Source organism: Gimesia chilikensis (genome assembly GCF_007744075.1).
Lineage (GTDB): Bacteria > Planctomycetota > Planctomycetia > Planctomycetales > Planctomycetaceae > Gimesia > Gimesia chilikensis_A.
This window is the reverse complement of the sequence record NZ_CP036266.1, coordinates 1,579,130-1,591,728: the sequence shown is the minus strand read 5'-3', so window position 1 is coordinate 1,591,728 and position 12,599 is coordinate 1,579,130. Positions and strand designations below refer to the sequence as shown.

The window sequence follows — 12,599 nt, the reverse complement described above, 5'->3', positions numbered from 1 at the left end:
GAAAATCTTTCCTCAATCAATTTCAAAACCGGTCCCGCAGTAAAGGCTCAGAGACCTCTGCAGATCAAATTTCCGCATTGCATCGACCGATGAATATTTTTCGCTACCTGCTGCCCTGTGAAGCGGACTTCACATAAGTAAAAGGTAGGTCGTAGTTTTGTCTTAAACCCTTTGAAAATCAAAGAATTTGCCATTCTGCATCGGGTTGAGGGAAGCCCCTCAAACCTGCCGCTGTCTCTTTGTCCCCAGATAGCCTGATGATGAATCAGACGGCTCTGGAACTGCCTCTACAATCACGATAGTTGTTATAGTCCGTTTATTCATCTTTCTCACCGCTTTTCTCAGCGCAGCGGAGCCAGCGCCTGTTGTGGCGCCTGCTCAGAAGGCGAAGGAACCGGATCAGACCAGATGCCGGGGATCTCCTTTAAAATATAAAGTGCCAGCTCGCGGGCATACAACGCATGCCCCTCACGCGAAAACTGGGGTACGTTCTCCAGAAAATAACGATCCGGGTTCTGAATCGCCTGAAATACAGGCGAAGTATCACAATAGGGCACATTCAACTGCTTGGAGTACGTCTCCAGCAGTTCAAAGGGAAACCGGCTGCCGTACTTCACCCCGTCACGGACTCCCACCGCGGCCCGCGCGTTTTTTCCACTCATCGCAGACTCGGAAACCTGCCAGGGCTTGGGATAAGTCGCCAGAATGAACCGAGAGTAGGTTCCCTGTGAGATCTGCTGAATATTCTGTATCGGCTCCAGCGTCTGACGCACATACACGGACCAGTCGGGCGGATGATCTTCCAGCCAGAGAAAAGTCCCCTGGGGAGTATCAATATCACGATCCAGTCCCGCAGGCTGGTTCTGAACCCAGTAATCTCCTAACCATCTCAGCAGATACCGGTAGACCAGGAAATGGCTTTCCAGCTTCTCGGGAGCATTCATCTCTTCAAACAGCGGATGCATCGCACAGAGCGGCACACCCGTGTCACCGATCTGCGTGAAGCGGCGTAATGCGTGATCGTTGGCAACATCGGACATATCAAAATTAAACAGGATCAGATCCGGCTGCAGCCCTGACAGCGAATGCCGCAGGTGCAGATAAGACATCAGCGGACAGGCATCAGGCACGCCTGCATTGATCACTTCCACCTTGAGCTGAGTCTGTTTCTGCAGCAGTTGTTCCAGCCTGACGCAGAACGTATCCTCGTCTGCCATTTCAGGGGCCAGGACGGTCTCTCCACCAAGACAGAGGATCCGGTACACGCCTGTCGGCTTGGGAATCGCATATTCTTTGCCCCGCAATCCCATGCTGTTGATCGAAAACTGGACGACCTCTTCGGTATCCGGATGCTTCCGCGTGACCTGCTGCAGGGGACGGATGCGGTGATAGCTGACATCTGAGGGAATCAGAAAACCGTCGGCGTCATAACTGCTGACACTCTCCTGCTGCCGGTATTCCTCGATACGTAACGCGACCTCACTCCCGACCGCAAGGAGGACGAGAGTCAGCAGTGCCAGCGTTAAATGCTTGAGCCAGCGCAGGCGTGAACGAATCATTTTCAATTATCAGAATACCGCTGCTAAGATTCTGTCCGAGGCGTCCGTGCCCCGTTACGGAATTTCGGCGAATCAAGAAGGCGGGATTCTAAGTTTCATCGGTAAATACAGCAATATGAGTCTCTCAGAGCCACTCTGCACGCGAAAACGACGACGGCTCCGCATTGAAAAAACAGAGCCGAGTACGTACCTTGCATCATCCTTTGGTTCGTTTCTGACGCTTTAGAAGACGACCATTTCATCTTCGATCTGGACGAGAGCCCCATGAGCCAACCCAAAAACACTACACCTAAAGTCAATGACAAGAGGGCATTACAACTTGTCACCGAGCTGATGGCCATCCCCGGAAAAAGTGGAGAGGAAGGCCAGATCGCCGCCGAAATCCAGCGCAGACTCATCGCCGCCGGTCTCCCCGAGAAACAGATCACCTTCGACACCGCCCATAAGAAGAGCAGCATTGGTGGTGAATGTGGGAACATGATCGTCAAACTGCCCGGTACGGTGAAAGGACCGCGGCGGCTCCTGATGGCCCACATGGACACAGTCCCTCTCTGTGTCGGAGCGGAACCGGTCAAAAAAGGGAAGCTGATCCATTCAAAGAGCCCGCTCACTGCTCTGGGAGCTGACGACCGCGGGGGCTGCAGTGTGATTCTCAATGCCCTGATCACCATCCTCGAACAGGATCTGCCCCACCCTCCTCTCACCTTCGTCTGGATGGTGCAGGAAGAGATTGGCCTGGTCGGCGTGCGGCATTTGACCACCAGCAAGCTGGGCAAACCAGCCATGTGCTTCAACTGGGACGGCAAACTGGCCGACATGGTCTGCATCGGTGCCACCGGTGATTCAGGCATGCTGATTCACATCAATGGACTCGCCAGCCACGCGGGTGCCCACCCCGAACTCGGCGTCAGTGCCGCCGTCATCGCGGGCAGAGCCATTGACGATCTCGCTACCAACGGCTGGCACGGACTGGTTGTCAAAGGCAAAGACTCAGGCTCCAGCAATATCGGCGTCCTGTCCGGCGGAGCAGCCACCAACGTCGTCATGCCGGAACTTACGATTAAAGCAGAAGCCCGCAGCCATAACCCCCGCTTCCGCGAACGCATCCTCAAGGAATTCAAAAAAGCCTTTGAAAAAGCAGCCAAATCCACGAAAAACAGTGCCGGACAAAAAGGCCGTGTTTCGTTTGAGTCCTACTTAAAATACGACTCCTTCCGACTCTCCAAGGATGAACCCGCCGTCCAGACCGCCAGCCAGGCGATCCGGAAACGGGGCGGGACTCCCGACCTCACCATTGGAAATGGCGGACTGGATGCCAACTGGATGACCGCCCACGGATTCCCCACCGTCACCCTCGGTTGTGGCCAGCAGGATATTCATACCACCAGCGAGACGCTGATGATCGATGAATATCTCAAAGCCTGCCAGATCGGCCTGGATCTCGCGACAGCAGCCGAATCAGATACATAAACACGCCCTCTCTTCAACACAAAGAACGTAACGGTATGAGTCAGCCCCCGTCCTTCAAAGCCATGTGGAGCAGTCTGCAGGAACAGGTCAACCAGCGTCTGGACGCGGCCCTGGATTCCTCAACCGACTGCCCACCCATTCTCAAAGAGGCAATGTCTTACAGCCTCTCTGCCGGGGGAAAACGGCTCCGTCCCATCCTCGTACTGCTCAGCTGTGAAGCCTGTGGCGGAGACCCGCAATCCGCCCTCCCCGCTGCTTGCGCGATCGAAATGGTGCACACCTATTCGCTGATCCATGACGACCTCCCCGCTATGGATGATGATGCCCTCCGTCGGGGCATGCCCACCAGTCACATTAAGTTCGGGGAAGCCAACGCAATTCTCGCCGGCGATGCCCTGCTCACGCGGGCGTTTGAACTGCTGGCCAGCGAAATCGAAGTAAAATCAATTGCAGCAGACTGTTGTGTCGACCTGGCCAACGCCGCTGGAGCCGTCGGCATGGTCGGTGGACAGGTCGCGGATCTCGAGTCCGAACACCTGACAGAAGCCACACTCGAGCAGCTGGAAGCCATCCACCGTCGCAAAACCGGTCGACTGATCTGCAGTGCCCTCACCATGGGGGCCCGCATCGGAGGCGCCGACCCCGAAATACTGCGAAACCTGGAGAGATACGGAACCTGCATAGGATTGGCATTCCAAATAACTGACGACCTGCTTGATTTAACAGGTGATGAAGAAAAAATGGGAAAAGGCGTGCGAAAAGACGCCGATCACGGTAAATTAACTTACCCCTCGCTGATTGGCGTTGAAGATAGTCGCCAACGCGCCCAAAATTTAGTTGAGGAAGCGTGCCTCTCGATCGCCCCACTTGGGAGCCACGGCCAAAGATTGGAAGAACTGGCCCACTTTATATTAGAACGAGATCACTGATGAAAATCGAAATTCTTCCCCGGATCAAATCCCCCGTGGATTTGAGAACGCTTTCCGGGTCTGAACTCGAAACACTGGCAGACGAAATACGTGAAGTTTTGTGTACCGTGGTGGAAGACCGGTCGGCTCACTTTGCCAGTAACCTGGGAGTTGTCGAACTCTGTATTGCCCTGCACCTCGCGTACGATTTCCGCAAGGATCGTCTCATCTGGGATACCGGGCATCAGATCTACCCACACAAACTGATCACCGGCCGCTACGAAGAGATCTCCAGTATCCGCCGCAAAGGGGGCCTGATGGGCTACCCCAACCCGGAAGAGAGTGACTACGACCTCTTCATGACCGGGCATGCCGGCGCCAGTGTCTCGACCGTCATGGGCCTCAAAGCGGGCGACGATCTCGCCGGCGAACCGGGACGCAAATCGGTGGCCGTCATCGGTGACGGCGCACTCCCTTCGGGCGTGGTCTTCGAAGCGATGAACAACGCCGCCGGCCTCAACCAGGATGTCCTCGTCATCCTGAACGACAATAAAATGGGAATCTGCCCCCGTGTCGGCGGACTTGCAAAGTACCTGGATAAAGCACGTGTCGCCCCCTTCTATAACGGACTCAAACGCGATGTCTCCTGGCTGCTGAATAAGCTGCCCGTCGTCGGCGAGTCGATGGAAAGCACACTGGGCAGCTTCAAAGAAGCCGTCAAAGGCTTCCTGCATGGCGGCATGCTCTTCGAGGAAATGGGCTTCCGCTACATCGGCCCGGTAGACGGACACGATATTGAATCACTGTCCGGTTATCTGCAGATGATCAAGAACATCAAAGGCCCGGTTCTGCTGCACGTACTGACGGAAAAAGGGCATGGCTTTGAGCCGGCCACCAACGATCCGGTCTCTTTCCACGCACCGGCTCCGTTTCAGCGGAACGAAGACAACGAAATCGTTCCTATCGAAAAGCCGGGGGCCGCTAAATCCAAGGCTTATACCGACGTCGTCAGCAATTCGATCCTCCAGGCCATGACCGACAACGAACGCGTTGTTGTGCTCACCGCAGCCATGTGTGCCGGTAATAAACTGGGCAAAATTCGTGACGCCTTCCCCGATCGCTTCTTCGATACCGGCATTTGTGAAGCTCACGCGGTCGCATTCGCCGGCGGGATGGCCAAAGCCGGTCTGCGACCGATCGTCGATATCTACAGCACCTTCCTGCAGCGGAGCTTCGACCACATCTTCCAGGAAGTGGCCCTGCAGAATCTGCCCGTCACCTTCTGTCTGGACCGCGCCGGGATTGCCGGCGAAGATGGTCCAACCCACCATGGTGCCTTTGATAATACTTACATGCGGTGCTTCCCCAACATTGTGCTGATGTCCCCCGGCGATGCCCAGGACGTCGAACGCATGCTGGAATTCTCGCTGACCTTCGATGGCCCGACAGCCATTCGCTATCCCAAAGCAGCCGCCGATGCGGTTGAACGTCAGGTTGCCCCTGTCGAACTGGGCAAGTCCGAAGTCTATGTCTGGGGCAAAGATGGCATGCTCGTCGCCTTCGGATCCCTGTTTACCGACTGTGTCCGAGCCGCTGAGCAGTTGCGGGAAGAGGGGCTCGATGTCGGCGTGATCAACGCCCGCTTCGCCAAACCCCTGGATACCGAGGTCATCCATCAGGCCCTGCAGGAATCGGGCTTTGTGATTACCGTTGAAGAAGGTACACTCTGTGGCGGTTTTGGATCCGCTGTGCTGGAATCGGCTAACGAAGCCGGCATCAACACGCAGCACCTCAGACGTCTGGGTATTCCCGATCGATTTATCGAACACGGTCATCGTGGGGAACTCCTGGCCGATTTGGGACTGGATGTGGCAGGTATTTCTGCCGCAGCGCGTGAGATGGCTCAGCAGTCCAGATTATTGATCAACGAGTAAACAAATCGGCTTTCCTTCTCCAATCAGTATGGACGCTTGATTTACGGAGCCTTCCGCATGTCGTCATTGAATGCAGCCCTGCCCTCATCCATCGTGAAGTTCTTCTGCCTCGGTCTGACAACAGCCTGCCTGCTGTTCTCGGCCCAGACGGTCTCAGCGGAAACCTATGAGCTCCAGGAGTCAGCCCAGTCCCCGCGGACTTTCAAAGTCAAATCCACAATCAAAGTCAAAGGTCAGCTGGAAACCGCAGTCAACGCTGCCAAGGCCCGTTCGCTCGAACTGGATGTGGATGGAAAGCTCGAATACCTCGAACAGCGTCTACCCGGCACCGGTCGCGATGCCGAAGCCTTCCGCTCGGTTCGCTTCTACGAAACTGCGACAGCCACCATCGACGTCCAGGGACAGAAAACCTTCGCCCGCGGCAGTGATCGGCATCGCCTGATTGTCGCAGAAGGACAAACCGAAGGCCTCTCCCTGCATTCGCCGAACAGCAATCTGCTCCCCTCGGAAGTGGAACTGCTCAATTCACCAGGCGACTCCCTGCCCGTCCTCGCCCTGCTGCCCCAGTCAGAAGTGGAAGTCGGCGAAGTCTGGACTCCCGATCGCTGGGTTCTCCAGTCACTGACCGGACTCGAAGCCGTCTTGAAATCAGAACTCACCTGCCAGCTCGATTCCGTCGCCGACGATATCGCCACGATCACCTTCAAAGGCAAGATCGAAGGCGCCACCGTAGGTGCCCAGACGGAAATCGACGTGAAAGGAAAATTTCAGTTCCGCACTGACGAAAATTTCATAAGTCACCTGGAACTGGAACAGACGGAAAAACGCTCGGTCGGTTCCGTCAGCCCGGGAATGAAAGTGACCGCGAACGTCAACTGGGACCGCAGCCTGGCGGCCAGCCCGGGAGAACTCACCGAAGAAGTCGTAGCCTCGATTCCTCTTGAAACCAGTCCCGAATCCAAATACCTGAGCTTTGAAACGCCCTGGAACGTACGACTGCTGCTCCCCCGCGACTGGTATGTGTTTCACCAGACAGGACAGGTCGCCGTCCTGCGACTGCTCGACAAAGGCAGCCTGATCGCACAGGCCAACATCTCCAAGATCCCGTCCGTCAAAGCAGGCGAACATACTTCAGAGCAACAGTTCCATCAGGACATCCGCACTTCGCTGGGCGATAAACTGATCGAAATCCTTAAAGCAGAAAATCTGAAGACCGACGACGGTCGCTACATTCATCGTGTCACGGTCGCCGGCAAAGCCAATAACGTCCCCGTGCACTGGATCTATTACCTCTGTGCAGATCCCTCGGGACGTCAGATCTCGTTCGTCTTCACCGTCGATCAGAAACTGCTGGGAGAACTCAAAGACCGGGACGCGGATATCGTTCTGAGCCTCCAGTTCCTCGATCCCCAGGCGGCCCCCCGACAGGCAGGCCCCGCTGAAGAGAACAGCGAACTCAAATAGGATCGCGGAGAACGGGAGCGTCGTTATTCCAGCTCCCGCTGCACGAATCGCACAATAACCGGCACAACCCGCGCCACCCTACCGCGGGATTTCGGATCGGGTAAGCTTTGTCGGCAACATCCCTCCATTCTGCGCGGTAAGCTTCAGGTGTACGACGATCAACCGGGCCGGTTCGCCGCACGTGTGAGTACGTTGATTCTCATCCTTTGAAACTCTGTTTTCCTTCCTGATCGAGAAGCGAAGCATGACCGCGATCCCTTTAGCCAGCCTGTTCTCTCTGTCGTCAGATATCCTGATTTGCTTCGGCGTCGGTCTATTGATTGCCGTCAGTCTGGGCTTCGTCGCCGGCTATCTACTGGGCAAAGGGAGCACCGATCGCGACTTCCGCCGTGCGAAAAAACATCTTCAGAACTGCTACCAGCACGTACAAAAATCTTTGGAAACCGCCTACGCAGCCTGTGCCCTGCTTGAGAAATATCCAGGTCCCATCCTGACTCGCGAACAGTCTGCCGAACTCAATCAGAAACGTTCCAGACTGCTCGACCTGGTCGGTCGCCTCGTCGAACGCAAAACACCCGATCCGGCAGCAGAATCAGCGTCTCCCAAAACAGACAAGAAAAAACTGCAGGATTTTCCTGCGATGCAATGGGCACTCCAGCCCGAACAGACTCACATCAAGCTCCCGGACGCGTCTGCCTTTGAAGCGAACCTGGAAATGATGCTGCTCGCAGGAACGGAAGCCGAACAAAACAGCGGCCTGCTGCTGGTACAGATGAATCAACACGAACAGCTCAAAGACCGCTTCGGCCTGATGGCGCCTGCCAAGTTCATGAAGACACTCTCTCGTCTGGTCCTGCATAAAATCCGGGACGAGGATGTGATCTGTGTCTGGAAATCAGATACCCTGGCGATCCTCTTTCCGGGACTGACAGTCTCAGAAGGACAGGCCTGTTCCGAACTCATCCGCGATGCCATTCGCCATCACCACTTCCGCCTGGAAACCAGCAGCCCGGAAGTCGTGGTCACTGCCAGCCTGGCTTACATTACCTGCGTACCCGGCGATTCAGCGGAACTGGCCCTCGAACGGGGCGCCCATGCTCTGACTCAATCTCAGAAACAGGGGCGCAACCAGCTGATCATTCAGGACAGTCACTCGTACGAACACAAGCGGGCCATGTGATTCACTTCGCTACTGCGCAGCTTCGTCGTTTGTCGCTTCCATTTCACTGATCCACTGCCGAATCAGCTCAACCGCTTCCTGATGCACAATCCGGTTTCCAATGTTGGGCATGCGTGCGGCCAGATCGTTTGACTGCAGACGATGCATCAGAATCGATTTCTCCGGCGCACCGGGAACGATGTCGTAGCTCCGTCCACCGGAACCCCGTCCTGCCGCCACAGGTGTTTTCCAGACACCGATCTTCGCAGGATCCTGTTGCAGGTATCGCAGATCGAGCCCCGTGGTCCGTGCATTTCCACCGGGACTGTGACAGTGTCCGCAATTCACTGAGAGATACGCCCGCACCCGCTCGTTGACATTACCCGAGTGGGCATCTGCAAAAGCCGGCAACCGCTCAATCGCATCGGGCTCCGGGCAATCCTTGATCAGATCATTCCGTTTCAGGTAGGCCAGCTGATTCTCTGCCCCGTGGGCATAGTCGAACATCCGGTTCAGATTCGCAGCCGTCGGTCCGATGGGGACGTACTTATCGTGGTGACTGTGACAACTCAGACACTGATTCGCATTCGGCACCAGATGCCGCGTCGAACGGGGCTGGCCGTCTGCATGAATCCAGTCAACTTCGACCTCGCCCCCTCCCAGACTTAACTCGGCATCCGTCTGTGCCTCATTCCAGATATAGGAGTAACCATACCAGCCCGTCGGCTCCAGAAACTCGACTCTCGTTTCCAGCAGTCGTTCTCCCGCCTGCGAATCACGCATGTCTTTGGGATAGGCAAACGTCTTGATCAGCATCGTGCCCACTGGAAACTCAAGTACCCCCGCCTGCTGATAACTGATCTGCTTCCCCGGCGGGAGTCGAATAAACCGGTGTTTGGAAGTATAATCAGTAAACAAAGTCGTGATTAAGTCATAAGGAATCACACCAGCAGCCGGCTGTTGATCAGCTCCATTGCCTTTAAACAGTTTTAACTCCGAGAGCTTACGGGGTGCATCATAATACACGTTCAAGGTGGTGTTCTGCGAAAGATTGGGAGCCCCATGTGGCTTGAGTTTGACAGGCTGCAATGACTCTTGCGTGCCTTCAAACGGTGCCAGATCCCCACTCGGACGGTATTTGCCTGTCGCAATATTCGCAGGCGTCAGATTACTGAAATCGATATTCAGAAATCCAACATCCCCGTTGTTAGCCAGTGTCAGGCTTCTTGTTTTCGTTGCCTGCTCCCCCTTCTGTTGAGAGGGAGCTGTCACGCCGTCATAGACAATCGCGGGCAGTGGCGTCCCCACGATCGATTTCAGCAGCAGTCCCAGTTCGCCGTCCGGATCGGTGCCTCCCCCTTTAATCGTGTTGTCGTAAATATAAACCTGCTCCGGAAACGGATCGTAATGCGGATCTTTCAGCTTCTTGCCATAGATCAGAAAACTGACGACCGACACACTGAAGGAGCGATTGTCTTCAATGCGATTCTCAAACACTTCGACCTCGTCGGTCGCCATGATGAGCACCCCCGACCCCGCGGGCACGGAAGCCACCATGTTCCCTTTCGGGGCGAAGTTGGCCAGATTATTCTTGAAAATATGATTCCGAAACACCCGCACATGACGTCCGTTCTTCTGAGGCAGTCCCGGTAGATCGAACACCAGCAGGCCACCGGTATTGTTCGTGACTACATTGTCATATACGTCGGCGTTAATCGTATTCTCGATCTCAATCCCCGCCACATTCGCTTCCGCGCGGGAACCGCGTACGACCACATCGGTCGACTGCCCCACATAGATCCCCGCATCCGCGGCTCCAATCGCGATGCAGTTCTCAATTAACACGTTCCTGCACTGAACCGGGTAGAGGCCATACGCACCATTGGTTGTTTTCGGTCCGTCGGTCCACTCGGTACGCACCCCGCGAAAGGTCACGTTCTCCGCCCCCAGGACTTTGATCGCATTATGGCTCGTATCTTCGACGGCAAAATTTTCCAGCACCAGGTTATCGCCACTGGCCAGCAGACCAAAACTCCCGTCCCGCTGGTTTTTGAATGAGAGAATCGTCTTATCCTGGCCCGCCCCCCGGATCGTGACATTATCCGTCACCAGGTTCAGCCCCGAATGCAGATGGTAGGTCCCCGCTTTCAGCTCCAGGATATCTCCCGGCACCGCTTCGATCAGGCGTTCCTGGAATTCAAACTGAAACTCAGGCCCCGGACTGAAAGTGTATGTGGCCGGCTTCAGCTCTCTCGGCGCGGCCGCATGTGTGAAAGAGACAGTGGTCAGGCAGACCAGACCGGTCCACAGACACAACAACAAAACGGAGTGAACTCGAGTTCCCGGGCGAGAAAGCATATTCATGGAAATCAACCTGCATCGAAGAGAAAAATAGAACTAAGGCTTCACCACAGAGAGCCCGACCTTCATCAAACCACCCAGCGAAGGTCGGGTATATAAATCAAACAATCGCCAGCCCACCGCTTCCGGATGGGGATGCGAAGCAAACCAGACCGGATGCGGAATCAAAGTCAGCGGCCCGAACAGAACCGTTTTCTCCACACCGGCCAGGAAGTAGGTATTGTGCACATTTCCGATCCCGCTGGCGACATCCCGCAGATCGGCCTCAGGAGCCCCACCCCAGGGTGTTGTCATAAATGCATAATTCAATGCCGGCCAGTGGTTGATCGCAACCGCGCCGTAATTCAACCGGGCAATTGCCTGCTCCAGTTGATCTGCCTGCTGTTTGCGAAACCGATCCGGTACCGTAATCGTGGCACAGAGCGTCCCCCAGACATCCTCATTCACAAACGTGACAGCGCGTTCCAGAAACTCAACCGCCGAATCCCCCTCGAGAGCCGTCTCCGCACAGACGCAGACAAACGACTCTTCCTGAAACAGGTGAGGCGATTCACGGGGATCCGCATCCCGCATCAGTTTCCAGGGCAGATAATCTTCATCGGGAGGCAACTCACCGGCAAAGCGAGCCCAGCGGTCTGCCGCTCCCGGATAATATGCATAGCGGAGCGGTATCTGCGACAGTCGTTCTTCAACTAGTGATAGAAAACGGTCGCGTTGTTTCCAGTGAACCGCGGTGACGATCAGCTTGGTGGCCAGGCAGTTGAACGAAGCATTATTCACAATCGAGGCAACCACGTTTTCCGCCTGGAACCGCAGTTGCTTTTCAGAATACTCGCCGGGAACCACAATCCACGGTGAGACATTTCCCAGTTCACTGCTGATCGGCACCTGGAGACGCGGCTGATTCTCTTCCTTCCGCGTACTGCGTTCGTCAGCAGTCGCGCCCCAGACGATCGCATCATGTGTCTGCGTTGAGCCGGTAATATGAATTCGCTCGAACACCGGCTGCTCGACCAGTGACGCGCCGATGCTGCTGTCACCACAGACAATCCGCAAGAGGCCCGCAGCGATCAACGGCTGAAAGGCCTGCTCAAACACTGGCTGTAAATACTCATTGACCGGATTCATTTTCAACAGAACCCGTTCTCCATCCTGCAGGATCTTCGTCAACACATCCGTCGCAGGAATCGCGGAAACATTACCCGCCCCCAGCACCAGAGTTAAAGGCAGAGTATGATTCTCCAAAACAGACAGATCGAACAGCCCATTTTTACCGCCAGAACGATTTAACCAGGCTTCTGCTTTCAATCCGTAAAAGACCAGTGAATCATAAATGCCGGATGCTGGAAACACCGGGACACGAGTCAGCCCCGTCGACGACTCTACCGGCGTTCCCGGCAGTGGTGGTGCTCCCGTGCGTGCGATGGACTCGAAACTCAAGAGCAGGACCTGCAGGTAGCGGGCTACTGAAACCGGTCCCGCCAGCACTTCCTCTGCACGAACCGGGCTCCCCGCAGGAATCCGTTTGGCCTGACAGGACAGTTCCACCCACTCCTGTGCTACCGTTGACAGGCAGGAGAGGCATTCACGCGTCAAACGTATCCGCTCCTCCAGCGGGAGCGAGCGTGGGGAATCGTCTGTCGTCAGATCCTGCAGCGCCTGCGCAACCGCGGGCGCTGCTTCGTCAGAGACGTGTGGTTGTTGCTGAATCATAATCTCCCTGACAGAGCGCTGGGTATCAGTG

General features: G+C 55.7%; 8 protein-coding genes. 5 read left to right on the top strand and 3 right to left on the bottom strand.

What is annotated here, in order from left to right; translation table 11 throughout:
• Positions 1 to 341 precede the first annotated feature (341 nt).
• The gene (locus tag HG66A1_RS06125) at positions 342 to 1,559 is read right to left on the bottom strand and encodes an SGNH/GDSL hydrolase family protein (protein WP_145181322.1); all 1,218 of its coding nucleotides are present in this window, start codon (positions 1,557 to 1,559) and stop codon (positions 342 to 344) included.
• Positions 1,560 to 1,823: 264 nt separating this feature from the next.
• Between HG66A1_RS06125 and HG66A1_RS06120 the strand changes: the two genes are divergently transcribed.
• From HG66A1_RS06120 to HG66A1_RS06100, 5 genes are all read left to right on the top strand, one after another.
• Positions 1,824 to 3,029 (top strand): M20/M25/M40 family metallo-hydrolase, encoded by a 1,206-nt coding sequence (locus tag HG66A1_RS06120; protein WP_145181321.1) that lies wholly within the window; start codon positions 1,824 to 1,826, stop codon positions 3,027 to 3,029.
• Positions 3,030 to 3,064: 35 nt separating this feature from the next.
• Positions 3,065 to 3,958: a polyprenyl synthetase family protein gene (locus HG66A1_RS06115; RefSeq protein ID WP_145181320.1), complete on the top strand. Its 894-nt coding sequence runs from the start codon at positions 3,065 to 3,067 to the stop codon at positions 3,956 to 3,958.
• A complete protein-coding gene (gene dxs / locus HG66A1_RS06110) occupies positions 3,958 to 5,871 on the top strand; it encodes a 1-deoxy-D-xylulose-5-phosphate synthase (protein WP_145181319.1) in 1,914 nt (637 codons plus the stop codon). The genes HG66A1_RS06115 and dxs overlap by 1 nt, the downstream gene beginning before the upstream one ends.
• A gap of 57 nt (positions 5,872 to 5,928) precedes the next feature.
• Positions 5,929 to 7,335, top strand: coding sequence for a hypothetical protein (locus HG66A1_RS06105; protein ID WP_145181318.1), 1,407 nt, complete (start codon positions 5,929 to 5,931; stop codon positions 7,333 to 7,335).
• Positions 7,336 to 7,579: 244 nt separating this feature from the next.
• On the top strand, positions 7,580 to 8,515 hold the full coding sequence (locus HG66A1_RS06100) for a diguanylate cyclase domain-containing protein (protein WP_145181317.1): 936 nt from the start codon (positions 7,580 to 7,582) through the stop codon (positions 8,513 to 8,515).
• Positions 8,516 to 8,524: 9 nt separating this feature from the next.
• Here the strand turns inward: HG66A1_RS06100 and HG66A1_RS06095 are convergent, their stop codons facing one another.
• Both HG66A1_RS06095 and HG66A1_RS06090 read right to left on the bottom strand, forming a co-directional pair.
• Positions 8,525 to 10,858, bottom strand: a complete 2,334-nt coding sequence (locus HG66A1_RS06095) for a parallel beta-helix domain-containing protein (protein ID WP_232106764.1) — start codon at positions 10,856 to 10,858, stop codon at positions 8,525 to 8,527.
• Positions 10,859 to 10,891: 33 nt separating this feature from the next.
• Positions 10,892 to 12,568, bottom strand: coding sequence for an aldehyde dehydrogenase family protein (locus tag HG66A1_RS06090; protein ID WP_197997001.1), 1,677 nt, complete (start codon positions 12,566 to 12,568; stop codon positions 10,892 to 10,894).
• Positions 12,569 to 12,599: the final 31 nt, after the last annotated feature.

Excerpts from the sequence above, each read along its gene's own strand:
- HG66A1_RS06125 (WP_145181322.1), bottom strand. The coding sequence starts at position 1,559 with ATGATTCGTTCACGCCTGCGCTGGCTCAAGCATTTAACGCTGGCACTG.
- HG66A1_RS06120 (WP_145181321.1), top strand. The coding sequence starts at position 1,824 with ATGAGCCAACCCAAAAACACTACACCTAAAGTCAATGACAAGAGGGCA.
- HG66A1_RS06115 (WP_145181320.1), top strand. The coding sequence starts at position 3,065 with ATGAGTCAGCCCCCGTCCTTCAAAGCCATGTGGAGCAGTCTGCAGGAA.
- dxs (WP_145181319.1), top strand. The coding sequence starts at position 3,958 with ATGAAAATCGAAATTCTTCCCCGGATCAAATCCCCCGTGGATTTGAGA.
- HG66A1_RS06105 (WP_145181318.1), top strand. The coding sequence starts at position 5,929 with ATGTCGTCATTGAATGCAGCCCTGCCCTCATCCATCGTGAAGTTCTTC.
- HG66A1_RS06100 (WP_145181317.1), top strand. The coding sequence starts at position 7,580 with ATGACCGCGATCCCTTTAGCCAGCCTGTTCTCTCTGTCGTCAGATATC.
- HG66A1_RS06095 (WP_232106764.1), bottom strand. The coding sequence starts at position 10,858 with ATGAATATGCTTTCTCGCCCGGGAACTCGAGTTCACTCCGTTTTGTTG.
- HG66A1_RS06090 (WP_197997001.1), bottom strand. The coding sequence starts at position 12,568 with ATGATTCAGCAACAACCACACGTCTCTGACGAAGCAGCGCCCGCGGTT.